Below are 15,874 nucleotides of genomic sequence, written 5' to 3'. Positions count from 1 at the left end.
CAAACCAGTGACCGACCCTCTCACCCGCGTGCGCGACGCGGCATCCGCTCGCGGTCTCGACATCGAGATCCGCGAGCGCCCCGCCGCGAACAGTCTCGCCGAGGCGGCCGGGCTCCTCGGGATTCCTGCGTCCGGGATCGTGAAGACCCTGGTCGTCAAGCGCAGCGACGACACCTATCTGTTCGCCCTCATCCCCGGCGATCGGTCCATCTCGTGGTCGAAGCTGCGTGCCGTCGTGGGTGTGAACAAGCTGCAGCTTCCGGATGCCGGCCGCGCCCTCGAGGCAACCGGGTATGAACGCGGCACGATCGTGCCGATCGGCAGCACCACCGAATGGCCGATATTCGCCGACGAGCTCATCGTCGGCGCCCGCATCGCGATGGGGGCCGGAGCACACGGCTACAGCCTGTTCGTCGAGGCCGATGATTTGATCGCGGCATACGGAGCGACTGTCGCCGACATCTCGCAGCCGGCGGAGTGACGGCATCCCTCAGATGAGGTTCGCCATCTGCAGCGCGATGTCCACCAGCTTCACGCGTTGCAGCGTCCTCACCTCGGCCAGCGTGAACCAGCCGGCGCGGTCGGTGGAGCCGTCAGCCTCATTCCGCAGCTGGCCGCCGGTGATTCGCGCGCGGTAGACGATCCGCAGCGTGTGCAGCGGACTGTCAGCGCCTCCGGCGATGCGGCGCGCGGCGGGGATCACGCGGGAATGGATTCCGAGCAGCTCGCCGACGGCGGCACGATAGCCCGTCTCCTCGCGCACTTCGCGGCGAGCGGCGTGCTCAGGGTCTTCGCCGGCTTCCAGTCCGCCGCCGGGCATCGTCCATGCCGAGCGGCGACCTTCGTTCCAGTGTGCGAGCAGCAGCCGACCGTCGTCATCGGTGATGACGCAGTACGCCGCGACGCGCATATCCATGCGCCTCACCCTACCCAAGCCGCTGCCGCGGGTCGGCGGTCGCGCCAGATGCGGTGTCTGGGTTCACGACACGTGTCACACGTGATGTGTCGCTCATGTCTCGGGTCATAGGTCACAGTTCGGGACCACGAACCCTGCGGCAACCGAATCTGAGCATCCGCGGTTCATGGGCCGCTTGTGGTCGCATTCCGACCGCCGATGCGGCAGCACCTGGCTCACGAACCCGAGCGGCTCCCGCTCGCGAGCACGTTGTGGTCGAATTACGACCGCCGATGCGGCAGCACCTGGCTCATGAATCGAGCATCGGCACCGGCGCCACCCGGCCGATGGCCCACAGATGACAGATGTGGAGCCTAGGAGATTCGAACTCCTGACATCCTGCTTGCAAAGCAGGCGCTCTACCAACTGAGCTAAGGCCCCGAGGGGTTAGTGGGGCTACCAGGACTTGAACCTGGGACCTCTTCATTATCAGTGAAGCGCTCTAACCGCCTGAGCTATAGCCCCGAAACCGTTGCGACGCGAGCGCCGTCAACCTCCAAGACTTTACCCGACGACCGCCGATTTCTCGAATCCGCCGGCCCCCGCATCCGCGAACGGAATGTCAGTTCGAGGTGAAGCCGACGAGCAGTCCGCCGGTGACCTTCACCGCGAGGTTGTAGATGCCGGCGAGGACCGCACCGAGCACCGTGATGACGATCAGGTTGAGGATCGCGACGATCGCGGAGAACGCCATCACCTGCGGAAGGCCGATGAACGTCTGGATCGAAACCCCGCCGTCTGAGAAGCTCTGGAAGAACTCGTCGACCTTGTCGATCAGGCCCGTGGTCTGGATCACGGTGTAGACCAGGAAGAACGTGACGACCGTGACGATCGCCACGGCAACGGCGGCGAGGAACGAGAGCTTCACGGCAGACCAGAAGTCGATGTAGACCAGACGCAGTCGCACCTGCTTGGCGCTGGTCTTGTGGGTCGACTTCTTGGCCAGCTTGTCGGCTACCGTGCTCATGCGTCAGTACTCTCTTCGGGGGTCTCGGGGGAGGGCTGCTCCTCGTCGGCGGCGGCCTCCGATTCCTCGGTCAGGCCACGCTCTCCGTTGCGTGCGATCGCGATGATCCTGTCATCGTCGCCGGCGCGGGCGAATACGACACCCATGGTGTCGCGACCCTTGGCAGGCACCTCGGCCACGGCAGAGCGTACCACTTTGCCGCTGGCAAGAACCACCAAGACCTCGTCGTCGTCACTCACGATCAGACCGCCCGCGAGAACCCCTCGATCGTCGTTCAGCTTGGCCACTTTGATACCCAGACCGCCGCGTCCCTGGACGCGGTACTGGTCGACCGAGGTGCGCTTCGCGTAGCCGGCTTCGGTCACCACGAACACGTATCCCTCACCCTGAGCGACGGATGCCGAGAGCAGGCTGTCGCCCTCGCGGAACGACATTCCCTTGACGCCCGACGTCGAGCGGCCCATCGGTCGGAGTGCCTCGTCGGTCGCCGAGAAGCGCAGCGACATGCCGTGCCTGCTGATGAGGAGGATGTCGTCGCCCTCGTCGACCAGGAGAGCGCTCACCAGTTCGTCCGAGACGTCGGCGACCGAATCGTCTTCGACATCGCCGGCATCCGCGCGCAGCTTGATCGCGATCACGCCGCCTTGACGGTTGGTGTCGTACTCAGTCAGTCGCGTCTTCTTCACGAGCCCGCTCTTGGTGGCGAGCACGAGATACGTCGCAACACTGTAATCGCGGATGTCGAGGATCTGCGCGATCTCCTCATCGGGCTGCAGCGCGAGCAGGTTGGCGACGTGCTGACCCTTCGCGTCACGGCCGGCCTCGGGAACCTCGTACGCCTTGGCCCGGTAGACGCGACCCTTGGTCGAGAAGAACAGCAGCCAGTGGTGCGTGGTCGTGACGAAGAAGTGCTCCACCACGTCATCGGCCCGTAGCTGCGCGCCCTTGACGCCCTTGCCGCCGCGGTGCTGTTGGCGGTAGTTGTCGCTGCGGGTGCGCTTGATGTAGCCGTCACGGGTGACGGTGACGACCATCTCCTCCTGGGGGATGAGGTCTTCGATCGACATGTCGCCGTCGAAACCGTGCAGGATCTCGGTGCGGCGGTCGTCGCCGAACCTCTCCACGATCGCCGTAAGCTCGTCGCGGATGATCTCGCGCTGGAGGGCTGGGTCGGCGAGGATCGCCTGGAAACCGGCGATCTGCGTCTCCAGGTCGACGGCCTCGTCGATGATCTTCTGGCGCTCGAGGGCGGCGAGGCGACGCAGCTGCATCGTGAGGATCGCGTCGGCTTGGATGTCGTCGATGTCCAGCAGCGATTTCAAGCCTTCGCGGGCCTCGTCGACCGTCGGCGACCGACGGATGAGGGCGATGACCTCGTCGAGCGCATCCAGTGCCTTCAGGAGCGCACGCAGGATGTGCATCCGCTCTTCGGCCTTGCGAAGACGGTACTGCGTGCGCCGGACGATGACGTCGATCTGGTGGTCGATCCAGTGGCTGATGAAACCGTCGAGGGGAAGGGTGCGCGGCACGCCGTCGACGATCGCGAGCATGTTCGCGCCGAAGTTCTCCTGCAGCTGGGTGTGCTTGTACAGATTGTTCAGCACGACCTTGGCAACAGCATCCCTCTTCAGCACGATGACCAGGCGCTGGCCGGTGCGGCCGGAGGTCTCGTCGCGGATGTCGGCGATGCCGGTGATCTTGCCCTCGCGGGCCAGATCGCTGATCTTCACCGCGACGTTGTCCGGGTTCACCTGATAGGGCAGCTCGGTGATCACCAGGCACGTGCGCCCCTGGATCTCTTCGACGTTGATCACCGCACGCATGGTGATCGAGCCACGACCCGTGCGGTAGGCGTCCTTGATTCCGCGCGTACCGAGGATCTGCGCGGCGGTGGGGAAGTCGGGGCCGGGGATGCGCTCCATGAGCGCTTCGAGCAGCTCCTCGCGCGCGACATCCGGGTTTTCCAGCGCCCAGAGGGCGCCGGATGCGACTTCGCGCAGGTTGTGCGGCGGGATGTTGGTGGCCATGCCGACCGCGATGCCCACCGAGCCGTTGACCAGCAGGTTGGGGAATCGTGCGGGCAGGACGACAGGCTCTTGCGTCTGGCCGTCGTAGTTGGGCTCGAAATCGACGGTGTCTTCTTCGATGTCGCGCACCATCTCGAGCGCGAGGGGCGACATCTTCGTCTCGGTGTAGCGGGGAGCTGCAGCGCCCTGATTGCCCGGGGAGCCGAAGTTGCCCTGCCCGAGGGCGAGCGGATACCGCAGCGCCCAGGGCTGGACGAGCCGGACGAGCGCATCGTAGATGGGAGCGTCGCCGTGCGGGTGGTACTGACCCATGACCTCGCCGACGACGCGGGCGCACTTGGAGAACGACTTGTCGGGGCGGAACCCGCCGTCGTACATGCCGTAGATCACGCGGCGGTGCACGGGCTTGAGGCCGTCTTCGACGCGCGGCAACGCTCGGCCGACGATCACGCTCATCGCGTAGTCGAGGTAGCTGCGCTGCATCTCGAACTGCAGGTCGACCTGATCGATATGGCCGTGGTTGTGCTCGGGCGTGGCGTCCGGGCGTACTTCGTCAGTCATGTTCTCAGTTCCTGGCTAAGGCTCGAGCGGGGCTCAGATGTCGAGGAAGCGGACGTCTTTGGCGTTGCGCTGGATGAAGGTGCGACGCGATTCGACGTCCTCGCCCATGAGGGTCGAGAAAATCTCGTCCGCCGAGGCGGCATCGTCGATCGTCACCTGCAGCAGAGTGCGGGTCTCGGGATCCATCGTGGTCTCCCACAGTTCCTTGTCGTTCATCTCGCCGAGACCCTTGTAGCGCTGGATGCCGTTCTCTTTCGGGATCCGCTTTCCGCTCGCGACGCCTTCGGCCAGGAGCGCATCGCGCTCACGGTCGCTGTAGACGTACTCGTGCGCCGAGTTCGACCACTTGAGCCGGTACAGCGGCGGCTGCGCGAGGTAGACGTACCCGGCCTCGATGAGACCCCGCATGTAGCGGAACAGCAGGGTGAGCAGCAGCGTCGTGATGTGCTGGCCGTCGACGTCGGCATCGGCCATCAGCACGATCTTGTGGTACCGCGCCTTGGTGATGTCGAAATCCTCGCCGATGCCCGTGCCGAAGGCCTGGATCATGGCCTGGACCTCTTTGTTGCCGAGCGCGCGGTCGAGGCGCGCGCGTTCGACATTGAGGATCTTCCCGCGCAGGGCCAGGATCGCCTGGGTCCGCGGATCGCGACCCTGCACGGCCGAGCCGCCGGCCGAGTCGCCCTCCACCAGGAAGATCTCGCTGATCGAGGGATCCTTGCTCGTGCAGTCCTTGAGCTTGTCGGGCATCGCGGCGCTCTCGAACACGCTCTTGCGACGCGCGGTCTCACGCGCCTTGCGCGCCGCGAGGCGCGCGGTCGCCGCATCGATCGACTTGCGGATGATGTTCTTGGCCTGGGCGGGGTTGCGGTCGAACCAGTCGCCGAGCCGATCGCCCACGACCTTCTGCACGAAGGCCTTCGCCTCGGTGTTGCCGAGCTTGGTCTTGGTCTGACCCTCGAACTGCGGTTCCGACAGCTTCACCGAGATGACGGCGGTGAGGCCCTCGCGCACATCGTCGCCCGAGAGGTTCTCGTCCTTCTCTTTGAGCAGACCGTTCGCGCGCGCGTACTTGTTCACGAGCGTCGTGAGCGCTGCCCGGAATCCCTCTTCGTGAGTGCCGCCCTCGTGCGTGTTGATCGTGTTGGCGTACGTGAAGACGTTCTCGGTATAACTGGTCGTCCACTGCATCGCGACTTCCAGGGCGATCTTGCGCTCGGTGTCTTCCGACTCGAAGTCGATGATCTCCTCGTTGACGTGCTCGGCCTTGCGCACCTTGTTCAGGTACTCGACGTAGTCGACGAGTCCGCGCTCGTAGAGGAACACGTCTTCGCGCTGCGTCGGGGTGACGACCCCGTCGACCTCTTCGTCGATCGTCCCTTGAGGGCGCTCATCGTGCAGCTCGATCCGCAGACCCTTGTTGAGGAACGCCATCTGCTGGAAGCGCGTGCGCAGAGTGTCGTAATCGAACTCCACGGTCTCGGTGAAAATCGTCGGGTCGGGCCAGAACGTGATCATCGTGCCGGTCTCATCGGTCTCTTCGCCCATTTCCAGCTGCTGCTGCGGCTGACCGCCGTTGGCGAAACTGTGCCGCCAGACGTGACCCTGCCTCTTGATCTCGACCTCGAACCGGGTCGACAGCGCATTGACGACGGAAGAACCCACACCGTGGAGGCCACCCGAGACCGCATAGCCGCCGCCGCCGAATTTGCCGCCCGCGTGCAGGATCGTCAGCACCACCTCGACGGTGGACTTGGTCGGGTCGGAGGAGTGCGGATCGACGGGGATGCCGCGGCCGAAGTCGATGACCCGGATGCCGCCATCGGCGAGGATCGTGACGATGATCGCATCGTTCGCACCGGCCAGAGCCTCATCGACCGAGTTGTCGACGATCTCCTGGACGAGGTGATGAAGGCCCCGAGGACCGGTGGAGCCGATGTACATCCCCGGACGCTTCCGGACCGCCTCCAGACCCTCGAGAACTTGGATCTCGTCGGCTCCGTACTCATGCGGAGTCACCGCGGCGGGAGTCGAGACGGGTTCTTCGGGAACGCTTTCGGGGGTAAGAGACGTCATAGGTGTTCGAGCGCTCCACATCGGTTGGGCAGTATATGTCGAGTCTACCAAGAGACGGCCGTTCGCGACGCTTATATGCCCCTGTGGGGCGATGAATCGAACGAGGTGTCACCAAACCTAGGCTCAGCCGTAGGTATCGCGCGGGCCGCGCCCTGGAATGGCTCTGGGGCCCCATTTCCAGGAGGGAACGTCCGGTCCGATGAAGCGGATGCTGTCGACCCCCGCCTCCGGGAACCGGCGGACGATCTCCGACAGGATGTGGGCGCGCATGAGCTGGAGCTGTTTGGCCCAGGCCGTCGAATCCGCCTGCACGGTCAGCAGACCGTCGGTGAGCGCGACCGGGCGGGTGTGGCCGGCGGTGTCGGCCCCGGCGACATCGGCCCACTGCAGCACGAGATCCTCACGCGCGAGCTGAGAGTCCCATCCCGCGCTGCGGGTGAGATCTGAGAGCACATCTCCGACGCCGCGTGGGTCACGACCCGGCGTGAACGGGGCATTCTCGTCGTCCGTGCCGGTCCGGCGCTTGCGCCTGGCCGCGCGGGCGGAGGGCTTGAGCCCTCGCAGACGCAGGTAGGTCGCCAGCGTCTCGGGCAGTTCGGGTTCGAGCGCCCCGGGTCCGCCGGGGACACCGGGGTCAGGCATCCGTCTGCTCCACGATCCGCCCCGCCTCGACGCGTACGACCCGTGCCCGGAGTCCTGGCGGCACATCCTGCTCGACTGCGGCCGTCACGATGACCTGCTCGTAGCCTCCGGCGAGCTCGGCGAGCCTCGCGCGCCGATCGGTATCGAGTTCGGCGAACACGTCGTCCAGAATCAGCACGGGGTCGCCGAGCTGCGACTCGGCGCGCAACAGCTCGGCGGAGGCCAATCGCAGACTCAGCGCCATCGACCATGACTCGCCATGCGAGGCGTAGCCCTTCACCGGCAGTCCGCGCACGCGCAGGATCAGGTCGTCGCGGTGGGGCCCAACGAGAGTGAGGCCGCGATCGAGTTCGGCGCCGCGCTTGGCGGCGAGCGCCGCACGGAACAGGTCGGCCGTCGAAGCCGGCGCCGCATCGGACGCGGGGGCGGCGGCATCCTCTTCGGGATCCTCACCCCGCACCGACAGCGCCCAGTCCAGGCGCGGCTCATGGTCGGCGCCGGCGATCGCGGTGTAGGCCGCTGCGAGCGGGGACGCGAGATCGGCCGCGAGGCCGAGCCGCGCCTCGATCACCTCGGTGCCGAGCGAGACGAGCTTCTCGTCCCACACGTCGAGGGTCACGAGCGCATCGCCTCGGACGCCGCGCGCCTTCGCGGACTTCAGGAGCGTGGTGCGCTGACGGAGAACCCGGTCGTAGTCGGCGAGTACCCCGGCAAGGCGCGGTGCTCGCTGGACGAGGAGCTGGTCCGCGAAGCGGCGACGCGACGACGGGTCGCCGCGGACGATCTGCAGGTCTTCCGGCGCGAACAGCACGACCTGCGCGTAGCGCGGAAGCTCGGCGGTCTTGACGGCCGAGCCGTTGACCCGGGCGCGGTTGGATCCCTGCCTGTTCAGCTGGAGCTCGAGCTGCACCCGCCGCTCTCCGTGGGCGAGGCGAGCACGGACGATCGCGGCGTCGGCGCCGTCGCGCACCATCGGCGCATCGCTGGAGACCCGGTGGGATCCGAGCGTGGCGAAATAGGCGATCGCCTCGGCGAGATTGGTCTTGCCCTGCCCGTTGCGCCCGACGAAGACGTTGGGCCCGGGCACCAGCGCGACCTCCGCCACCGCATAGTTGCGGAAGTCGACGAGACTGAGGTGCTCCACGATCACTGGTTCAGGGTAGCCGGGGATGCCGACGCCAGCGGCCCCCGCGGAGATCGAGTAGGCGCGCCAGCGCCGTACCCCCGCGGATTACGTCGGTCCGGCGGATCTCGATACGCTCGCACGCTCGCTACTCGATCACCGCAACTGGGCTACCGCAGGAGCAGGTTGGGCTGCAGCAAGTACTTGAACGAGTCTGCCCCGGCCTTGTCGACCGACGTCTGCGCGGTGACGAGCACAGGACTCAGCTTGTTCGCGTTCTCGCTCGAGGTGAACGTGATCCGGGCGAACTCGCTGCGGACGGCGGCCAGCGACTCCAGCAGATACTGCGGGTTGAGCCCGAGGGTCACGTCTTCGCCCACGAGGTGGGCATCGACGGACTCGGACGCGCGCGCCTGCTCGGTGCCCGAGGCATCCATCGACACGCTGTCGGACGTGAAGGTGAATCGCAGCGGAGCCGATCGATCCAGCACGAGAGACACGCGACGCACCGCTTCGGTGAGCTCGGCGGTGTTGACCACCGCGTGATGGTCGGTCGCTTCGGGGAACAACCGGCGCACGGGCGGGAAGTTGCCCTTGATGAGAAGCGAGGTGACGGTCTTGTTGCCGGCGGTGAATGCGATGATCTCGCGGTCACCCGCGCCCGAGAACGCGATCGAGATGTCGCCGCCGTGGGCGAACGTCTTGCCGACCTCCTGCAGGGTGCGAGCGGGCACGAGCGCCGTGGTCGTCTCGTCGGATGCGGTACCACCGCCGTCCCAGGGAATCTCGCGGAGCGCGACGCGGTAGCGGTCGGTCGCGACCAGGCTGAGCTGAGTACCGCTCACCTCGAGCTGGACGCCGGTGAGGACGGGAGTCACATCGTCGCGGGATGCGGCGAACGCGACCTGTGCGATCGCCGTCGCGAAATCCTCGCCGGGGACGAGCCCCGAGTCGCCGGTGACCTCGGGAATGGCGGGGTACTCCTGCACCGGCATGGACGAGAGCGTGAAGCGGGCCGAACCACAGGTCAGGACGATGCCGCCGTCGTCATCGACCTCGATCTGGATCGGGGCATTGGGCAGCCGGCTCGCGATCTCGGAGAGCAGACGCCCGTGCACCAGGATCGTGCCGGGCTCATCGACTGTCGCTTCGATCGTGGTGCGCGCGGAGGCCTCGTAGTCGAAGGCGGCGAGCGAGAGTCCCTCGTCCGACGCCTCGATCAGCACACCGGCGAGGATCGGCTGCGGATTGCGCTGCGGCAGAAGCTTGACGACGAACGACACTGCTTCGCTGAACACATCGCGATTGACGTGGAACCTCACTGGCGCTCCCTCGAGCTTCGGGTCTTGGGTTCCCATGCTAGTGCCCGGCTCGATGTGCGCCAGGTTCAGGCTCCGCCACCGTCAAGGTGATCGATCGGAGTTCAATTGAATAGTTCTCTGTCATCTTCTTAACGGCTGTGGGAACTGTGGACAACTCGGCCGATGCGAGTAGAGAGCGGGGAACTACACCCGTGTGAGTTGTGGAGCGCCTGCGGAACCAGCATCCGATGATCTGCTGTTCAGATGTGTGTGCACCGGATCCATCCACAGGCCGGCTGTCCGGAACGACCACGTTTCCGCAGCCACACGAAGTTATCCACAGGTTTTCCACACTGTGCAGAACCGAGATGATGCCCCCGATCGTGGCTCGATGTCAAGGACTTATTGCGGCATATTGCACCGGCGGGCGACGACCGGAGCACACCGGCGAAGCATGCGACGCCGACGGGTCTGCGACGGCGAGGCGAGCGGGCGATCAGCGGCCGACGCGGCCCAGCTGGGTGGTGATCTCGGTGACCTGATTGTAGATGGAGCGACGCTCTTTCATCAGGTCGCTGATCTTCTTATACGCGTACATGACTGTGGTGTGATCGCGGTTGCCGAACAGATGCCCGATCTTCGGGAGCGACAGGCTCGTGCGCTCGCGACACAGATACATCGCGATCTGACGTGCAGTGGCGACGGACTGCGACCGGCTCGATCCGTACAGGTCGTCGACCGAGAGCTTGAAGTACTGCGCGGTGGCGGTGATGATGTCGGTCGGCGAGATGACGTTCGCATCGTCTTGGTCGATGATGTCGCGAAGGACCGTCTGGGCCAGCGACATATCGAGCGTCGACCGGTTGAGGCTCGCGAATGCAGAGACCCGGATGAGGGCGCCCTCGAGTTCGCGGATGTTCGACGACACCTTCGTGGCGATGTACTCCAGCACATCGTCGGGGATCTGCAGCCGCTCGCTCTGCGCTTTCTTGCGGAGGATGGCGATGCGGGTCTCGAGGTCGGGCGCCTGGACGTCGGTGATCAGACCCCACTCGAACCGGCTCCGCATGCGATCTTCGAAGCCCGTCAGGTGCTTGGGGGGCACGTCGCTCGTGATCACGACCTGCTTGTCGTGATCGTGCAGCGTATTAAAGGTGTGGAAGAACGCCTCCTGCGTCTCGGCACGCCCCTGCAGGAACTGGATGTCGTCGATCAGCAGGATGTCGACATCGCGGTAGCGCGCCTGGAATGCCGAGCCGCGATTGTTCGCGATCGAGTTGATGAAGTCGTTTGTGAACTCTTCGCTCGAGACATAGCGCACGCGGATGCCGGAGTACAGGCTCATCGCGTAGTCGCCGATGGCGTGCAGGAGGTGGGTCTTGCCGAGACCGGAGTCACCGTAGATGAACAGCGGGTTGTAGGCCTTGGCCGGCGCCTCGGCGACAGCCACTGCGGCCGCGTGCGCGAAGCGGTTGGACTGACCGATCACGAAGTTGTCGAACGTGTACTTCGGGTTCAGGCGCGTGTCACTGCGGGAGACGGATGCTGCAGCATCCGACACCTCTTCCGTCTGCGGCCTGATCGTCGCTGCCGGAGCAACAGCCTGCGCCGGTGCGGGATGGGAGAAGGTGTTCTCGGTCAGCTCGGGATTGACGACGACACGGAAGGTCGCAGCCTCGGGTTCGGCGTCCACGCGCGACAGAGCTTCCATGATGGGCGCGCGCATGCGCTTGTTGATCTGCGCGGCGGTCAGATCGTTGGGGACGTCGAGGTACAGGGTTCCGCTCATCACGCCCTGCGGGACGGCGAGGTTGAGGAAACCCTGGAGCTGCGGGGTGATCCTGTCATCGCCGGCGAGTTCGACGAGCACCGCCGACCAGATGGGAACATCTGGAATCTCTTGCGGTGACATGTCCCCCCCGGGTTATTGTGTTGCGCCCGCGGCTCCGACGGAGGAACGCACGTCGGCCTGTGGATAACTTGCCGGAGCCACGCTAGTCAGAGGGCGTCGCTTGAGCAAACTCCACTGTAGGTGCGGGCCGCGTGTCTGTGCCAGGCCGATGGGCGAGAATGGGGATAATGCAGCCGCAGCCGGTCCGGTTTGAGTATTTCCACGATCCGACGTAGCCTAAATCGGTTGACTTATGCCCTCGCGGCAGTCCCTGCATCCCTTCGTCCCGGTCGAGCGTCGCAACGATACCGGTGACACCCTGATCCGGAAGTGATCTTCATGACCAAGCGCACGTACCAGCCCAACAACCGCCGCCGCGCCAAGAAGCACGGGTTCCGTGCCCGCATGCACACCCGCGCCGGCCGCGCCATCCTCTCGGCTCGCCGCGCCAAGGGGCGCACCGAGCTCTCGGCCTGACCCGCAGCGGTGCTCTCACGGCCGAACCGACTCACCCGAGGGGCGGAGTACAAGGCCGTCGTCCGACGGGGTCAGCGGTGTGCCGGCACGCACACGGTCACCTACGTCGTGACATCTGATGAGGCGAGAACCTCGCGATTCGGCTTCATCGTCAGCAAGCAGGTCGGCACCGCGGTCGTGCGCAACACGATCCGCCGTCGCCTGAAGGCGGTATGCCTCGAGGCGCTCCCATCCGTCCGCCCCGGCAGCGAGATCGTGATCCGCGCCTTGCCGAGTGCGGCTACCGCCGGCTACGGCGATCTGCGAGACGAAGTGACGCGATGCCTCGCCCGGAGGGCGGCATGAGCTCGTCGACACTTCCCACCTCAGCCACCGGTGAAGGCCACTTCGCGGCATCCTCGCTCTGGCTCTCACTTCCACTTCTGCCACGCAATGCCGCGTTGAGCCTCCTCCATGGTTACCGTGCGACCATTTCCCATACGTATGGCGATGTCTGCAAGTACTACCCCTCGTGTTCCGCGTATGCCGTGGGCGCCGTGCAGCAGCACGGTGCGCTGAAGGGCTCGGTCATGGCTGCCGCTCGGATCGCGCGTTGCCACCCGTGGGCTGCGGGCGGGATCGATGACGTGCCACCGCACAAGAACTTCTCGTACGAATTGACCCCCCGGGGTTTTGTCGTACCCCTTGGAAAGGACTGATCCGTGCCGGATCTGATTGGAATCATCCTCTGGCCGCTCAAATGGGTGGTCGAGCTCGTGCTGGTGGCATGGCACGCGGTCTTCACCTTCATCGGGCTTCCGGCTGCGGCGGGAATCACGTGGGTGCTGGCGATCATCGGCCTGGTCGTCGTCGTGCGCGCTGCGCTGATCCCGCTCTTCGTGAAGCAGATCAAGAGCCAGCGCAAGATGATGGAAATCGCTCCTGAACTGCGGAAAGTCCAGGCCAAGTACAAGGGCAAGAAAGACCAGTTGTCTCGCGAGGCCATGAGCCGCGAGACGATGGCCCTCTACAAGAAGAACGGCACGTCGCCGGTATCGGGATGTCTTCCCCTGCTCGTGCAGATGCCCGTGTTCTTCTCGCTCTACAGCACCCTGAGCTCGATCAAGGCGAATGCCGAGGCCGCCGTCGGTGGCGTCGGACCCCTGACACCCGAACTGACGCTGGAGTTCTACAACGCCAAGCTCTTCGGTGTCGCATCCCTTCACGACACGCTCGTGGGTGCATGGCAGACCCAGCCTGAGGGCTGGCAGGTCACCGTCACCATCCTCGTCGTGCTGGTCGTCCTGATGATCGCGTCGCAGTTCCTCACCCAACTGCAGATCATCTCGAAGAACCTGTCGCCCGAGGCCAAGACCGGCCAGGCCTACCAGATGCAGCGCATCATGCTCTACATCCTGCCGTTCGCCTTCGTCTTCTCGGGCGTGTTCTTCCCCCTCGGTGTGGTCATCTACTGGTTCACGTCCAACGTGTGGACGATGGTGCAACAGTTCCTCGTCATCCGTAACCTCCCCACCCCCGGCTCGGAGGCGGCGAAGCTGCGTGAGGAGAGACTGGCCCGAAAGGGCAAAGCCATCGACTCCAGCGGCAAGATCATCTCGATGGAGAAGTACCAGGCCGAGCAGCAGCGGCTCTTGGAAGAGGCTGAGCGCGCCAAGGCATCCGCGCCGAAGCGCCAGCAGCCCGTCGGCAAGCAGCGGGCGAAGAAGCAGGTCTCCCCGTCCACGCCACAGGATTCATCGAAGCCGACGGGGCAGGCCGGCCCGAAGCCGGCTGGACAGTCGGGCACGAAGCCGGCTGGACAGTCGGGCGCGAAGCCGGCTGGACAGCCGGCTGCCAAGTCATCGAATCAGCCGGTCGCCAAGGCCGCGAACCAGCCGCCTGCGAAGGTGACGAACCAGGCGCAGGCGCGCACCGATTCTTCTCGATCCGGTGACGCCACGAGCAAACCCGCGACATCCTGAGCACTCCATTCCACCGAGGACAGCCATGACCAGTACGTCTGAAAACCCGTCGAGCGACACCCTGCCCGAGCGAACGTCCGCGACCGTGGAGCAGCTCGAGCAGGAGGGTGATGTCGCCGCCGACTACATCGAGGAACTGCTCGATATCGCCGACATCGACGGCGACCTGGCGATCGATGTGCGCGGTGGACGCGCCTATCTGTCCGTAGAGGGAGAGGATGCAGCATCCCTCGCTCTTCTCGCCGATCCAGACACCGTGCAGGCGCTGCAGGAACTCACGCGCATCGCCGTGCAGAGCAAGACCGGTCGCTTCTCTCGCCTCATTCTCGACGTAGCAGGGTCGCGTGATACCCGTCAGCGTGAGCTGGAAGCGCTGGTTTCGCGGGCTATCGAGCGTCTCGACGAGGGTGCATCGCAGGCGTCGCTGCCCGCGATGTCGAGCTACGAGCGCAAGCTGATCCACGACATCGTGGCCGATCGCGGTCTGGTGTCGGAGTCGTACGGCGAAGGCGCCGATCGCCACACGGTCATTCGCCGCGGGTGATGTTTCACGTGAAACGGCGATGAGCTCATTCGAGGCAGAGCCCGCCGCCGCGGCTGCGATTTTCGGGGACCGGATCGAACTGGCGCGGCGTTTCACCGCGGCCCTGGCCGAACACGGCGAGGAGCGAGGGCTGATCGGTCCTCTCGAGCCGCCGCGACTGTGGAGCCGTCACGTTCTGAACAGCGCTGTGGCGGGGTCACTGTTCTCCGGACGGGTGGGCGATGTCGGGTCGGGCGCCGGTTTGCCCGGCCTTGTTCTGGCGATCGTGCGACCCGATGTTCAGTGGGTGCTGATCGAGCCGATGGAGCGCCGGATCGCCTGGTTGAACGAGCAGGCCGCGGAGTTGGGGCTCGATAACGTCGAGGTCGTTCGCGCGCGTGCGGAGGATTGGAAGCCCGCGCCCCCGCTGGATGCTGTCACCGCGCGCGCGGTCAGCGCCCTGCGCACACTGATTCCGCTGACGGCTCCCCTGGTTCGGGACGGTGGCGAGCTGATCCTCATGAAGGGTGCGAGCGTCGAGGGCGAAGTCGCCGCCGCGAGCAAACAGATCCGGGCGTTCAAGCTCACGGATGTCCGCGTCGAGATCGTCGGCGAGGGCTTGGTCGACGAGCCGACGAGGGTGTTTCGGGCGACGGTTCGCTAACCCCGCGCCTATTGGCGCCGGTCGCGACACCGGCGTCGATCGAGTGGCGAGCTCGCGACGCCGACGGTGATCGAGTAGCGAGCTTGCGAGCGTATCGAGATCACCATGTTTCACGTGAAACATCGGGTTCCGTCTCGCGCCGGGTCTCGTTACGGCGCTGCGCGCCTACTCGACCTCCGCAGGTGGCGGCGGTGATCGAGTAGCGAGCCCGCGAGCGTATCGAGATCACCCGTCCTCCCCAGCCGCGCTTCAGCACGCATTGTCAACCGACCGCTCGCACGACGCTCGGTGGGCTATGAAGTCCCGAGAGGGTTGTGGCATGCCCTTCATATACATACTCACGTGCGCCGACGGCTCGTTTTACGTCGGCAGTACTTGGGACCTCGACCGACGCCTCTCTGAGCACAACGCCGGTGAGGGTGCCGAGTACACGAGACACCGACTCCCGGTCACGCTCAGTTACTGGGAGTGGTCATTCTCAGTCGAGGCGTGCTTCATCCGGGAGAAGCAGGTGCAGAACTGGGGTCGGGCGAAGCGGCTGGCGTTGATCACTGGGCATCTTGATTCGTTGCCTGCGTTGAGTAAGAAGCAGTTTCGACGCACGAAGTGGAATCGCCATGGTGAGTGATGTTCCACGTGAAACGTGGGGGTGGACGGTCCTATAGTCCGTCAAGGGCTGAGTAGGTCGGTACGCAGGGCGTTGTAG

The 15,874-nt window shown here is 65.3% G+C and carries 15 protein-coding genes, 2 tRNA genes and 1 pseudogene; 8 read left to right on the top strand and 10 right to left on the bottom strand.

All coding sequences use genetic code 11. The features are described from left to right. Positions 1–7 precede the first annotated feature (7 nt). The gene (locus tag ACFE6Z_RS14855) at positions 8–481 is read left to right on the top strand and encodes an aminoacyl-tRNA deacylase (protein ID WP_375386475.1); all 474 of its coding nucleotides are present in this window, start codon (positions 8–10) and stop codon (positions 479–481) included. 9 nt (positions 482–490) lie between these two features. Here the strand turns inward: ACFE6Z_RS14855 and ACFE6Z_RS14850 are convergent, their stop codons facing one another. The 10 genes from ACFE6Z_RS14850 to dnaA all read right to left on the bottom strand — a co-directional run bounded on the left by ACFE6Z_RS14850 (position 491) and on the right by dnaA (position 11,441). Then, positions 491–916 carry an NUDIX hydrolase gene (locus ACFE6Z_RS14850; protein WP_375386474.1) on the bottom strand — a complete coding sequence of 142 codons (426 nt, stop codon included), beginning with the start codon at positions 914–916 and terminating at the stop codon, positions 491–493. Positions 917–1,263: 347 nt separating this feature from the next. After that, positions 1,264–1,336 (bottom strand) — tRNA-Ala (locus ACFE6Z_RS14845). A gap of 10 nt (positions 1,337–1,346) precedes the next feature. Continuing rightward, positions 1,347–1,420 (bottom strand) — tRNA-Ile (locus ACFE6Z_RS14840). A gap of 97 nt (positions 1,421–1,517) precedes the next feature. Further along, positions 1,518–1,922 (bottom strand): DUF3566 domain-containing protein, encoded by a 405-nt coding sequence (locus ACFE6Z_RS14835; RefSeq protein ID WP_375386473.1) that lies wholly within the window; start codon positions 1,920–1,922, stop codon positions 1,518–1,520. After that, complete coding sequence (gyrA, locus tag ACFE6Z_RS14830; RefSeq protein WP_375386472.1) at positions 1,919–4,510, bottom strand: DNA gyrase subunit A; 2,592 nt, start codon at positions 4,508–4,510, stop codon at positions 1,919–1,921. The genes ACFE6Z_RS14835 and gyrA overlap by 4 nt, the downstream gene beginning before the upstream one ends. Before the next feature lie 33 nt (positions 4,511–4,543). Next, complete coding sequence (gene gyrB, locus ACFE6Z_RS14825; RefSeq protein ID WP_375386471.1) at positions 4,544–6,586, bottom strand: DNA topoisomerase (ATP-hydrolyzing) subunit B; 2,043 nt, start codon at positions 6,584–6,586, stop codon at positions 4,544–4,546. 123 nt (positions 6,587–6,709) lie between these two features. Further along, positions 6,710–7,228 carry a DUF721 domain-containing protein gene (locus ACFE6Z_RS14820; protein ID WP_375386470.1) on the bottom strand — a complete coding sequence of 173 codons (519 nt, stop codon included), beginning with the start codon at positions 7,226–7,228 and terminating at the stop codon, positions 6,710–6,712. Beyond that, entirely contained in the window at positions 7,221–8,378 is a 1,158-nt protein-coding gene (gene recF, locus ACFE6Z_RS14815; RefSeq protein ID WP_375386469.1) for a DNA replication/repair protein RecF, read from the bottom strand. The genes ACFE6Z_RS14820 and recF overlap by 8 nt, the downstream gene beginning before the upstream one ends. A 143-nt stretch (positions 8,379–8,521) precedes the next feature. Beyond that, positions 8,522–9,673 (bottom strand): DNA polymerase III subunit beta, encoded by a 1,152-nt coding sequence (gene dnaN, locus ACFE6Z_RS14810; RefSeq protein ID WP_375386468.1) that lies wholly within the window; start codon positions 9,671–9,673, stop codon positions 8,522–8,524. A gap of 475 nt (positions 9,674–10,148) precedes the next feature. After that, positions 10,149–11,441 carry a chromosomal replication initiator protein DnaA gene (gene dnaA, locus ACFE6Z_RS14805; RefSeq protein ID WP_375386542.1) on the bottom strand — a complete coding sequence of 431 codons (1,293 nt, stop codon included), beginning with the start codon at positions 11,439–11,441 and terminating at the stop codon, positions 10,149–10,151. A gap of 441 nt (positions 11,442–11,882) precedes the next feature. Between dnaA and rpmH the strand changes: the two genes are divergently transcribed. From rpmH to ACFE6Z_RS14770, 7 genes and pseudogenes are all read left to right on the top strand, one after another. After that, positions 11,883–12,020 carry a 50S ribosomal protein L34 gene (gene rpmH, locus ACFE6Z_RS14800; protein WP_375386467.1) on the top strand — a complete coding sequence of 46 codons (138 nt, stop codon included), beginning with the start codon at positions 11,883–11,885 and terminating at the stop codon, positions 12,018–12,020. 9 nt (positions 12,021–12,029) lie between these two features. Next, positions 12,030–12,365, top strand: a complete 336-nt coding sequence (rnpA, locus tag ACFE6Z_RS14795; RefSeq protein WP_375386466.1) for a ribonuclease P protein component — start codon at positions 12,030–12,032, stop codon at positions 12,363–12,365. Then, positions 12,362–12,718, top strand: a complete 357-nt coding sequence (gene yidD / locus ACFE6Z_RS14790; RefSeq protein ID WP_375386465.1) for a membrane protein insertion efficiency factor YidD — start codon at positions 12,362–12,364, stop codon at positions 12,716–12,718. The genes rnpA and yidD overlap by 4 nt, the downstream gene beginning before the upstream one ends. 3 nt (positions 12,719–12,721) lie before the next feature. Next, positions 12,722–13,741: pseudogene (yidC, locus tag ACFE6Z_RS14785) on the top strand (membrane protein insertase YidC); the annotation flags it as partial. Positions 13,742–14,006: 265 nt separating this feature from the next. Continuing rightward, a complete protein-coding gene (locus ACFE6Z_RS14780) occupies positions 14,007–14,525 on the top strand; it encodes a protein jag (protein ID WP_375386464.1) in 519 nt (172 codons plus the stop codon). A gap of 19 nt (positions 14,526–14,544) precedes the next feature. Then, the gene (gene rsmG / locus ACFE6Z_RS14775) at positions 14,545–15,168 is read left to right on the top strand and encodes a 16S rRNA (guanine(527)-N(7))-methyltransferase RsmG (RefSeq protein WP_375386463.1); all 624 of its coding nucleotides are present in this window, start codon (positions 14,545–14,547) and stop codon (positions 15,166–15,168) included. A 319-nt stretch (positions 15,169–15,487) separates the two neighbouring features. Further along, positions 15,488–15,796 (top strand): GIY-YIG nuclease family protein, encoded by a 309-nt coding sequence (locus ACFE6Z_RS14770; RefSeq protein ID WP_375386462.1) that lies wholly within the window; start codon positions 15,488–15,490, stop codon positions 15,794–15,796. Positions 15,797–15,874: the final 78 nt, after the last annotated feature.

This window comes from uncultured Microbacterium sp., assembly GCF_964244775.1.
Lineage (GTDB): Bacteria > Actinomycetota > Actinomycetes > Actinomycetales > Microbacteriaceae > Microbacterium.
The sequence above is the reverse complement of the archived record's forward strand: the minus strand, read 5'-3'. Positions and strand labels throughout refer to the sequence as shown.

What these genes read in the sequence shown, in the direction of transcription:
- ACFE6Z_RS14850 (WP_375386474.1), bottom strand. Translation starts at nt 916, where the DNA reads ATGGATATGCGCGTCGCGGCGTACTGCGTCATCACCGATGACGACGGT.
- ACFE6Z_RS14835 (WP_375386473.1), bottom strand. Translation starts at nt 1,922, where the DNA reads ATGAGCACGGTAGCCGACAAGCTGGCCAAGAAGTCGACCCACAAGACC.
- gyrA (WP_375386472.1), bottom strand. Translation starts at nt 4,510, where the DNA reads ATGACTGACGAAGTACGCCCGGACGCCACGCCCGAGCACAACCACGGC.
- gyrB (WP_375386471.1), bottom strand. Translation starts at nt 6,586, where the DNA reads ATGACGTCTCTTACCCCCGAAAGCGTTCCCGAAGAACCCGTCTCGACT.
- ACFE6Z_RS14820 (WP_375386470.1), bottom strand. Translation starts at nt 7,228, where the DNA reads ATGCCTGACCCCGGTGTCCCCGGCGGACCCGGGGCGCTCGAACCCGAA.
- dnaA (WP_375386542.1), bottom strand. Translation starts at nt 11,441, where the DNA reads ATGAGCGGAACCCTGTACCTCGACGTCCCCAACGATCTGACCGCCGCG.
- rpmH (WP_375386467.1), top strand. Translation starts at nt 11,883, where the DNA reads ATGACCAAGCGCACGTACCAGCCCAACAACCGCCGCCGCGCCAAGAAG.
- yidD (WP_375386465.1), top strand. Translation starts at nt 12,362, where the DNA reads ATGAGCTCGTCGACACTTCCCACCTCAGCCACCGGTGAAGGCCACTTC.
- ACFE6Z_RS14780 (WP_375386464.1), top strand. Translation starts at nt 14,007, where the DNA reads ATGACCAGTACGTCTGAAAACCCGTCGAGCGACACCCTGCCCGAGCGA.
- rsmG (WP_375386463.1), top strand. Translation starts at nt 14,545, where the DNA reads ATGAGCTCATTCGAGGCAGAGCCCGCCGCCGCGGCTGCGATTTTCGGG.
- ACFE6Z_RS14770 (WP_375386462.1), top strand. Translation starts at nt 15,488, where the DNA reads ATGCCCTTCATATACATACTCACGTGCGCCGACGGCTCGTTTTACGTC.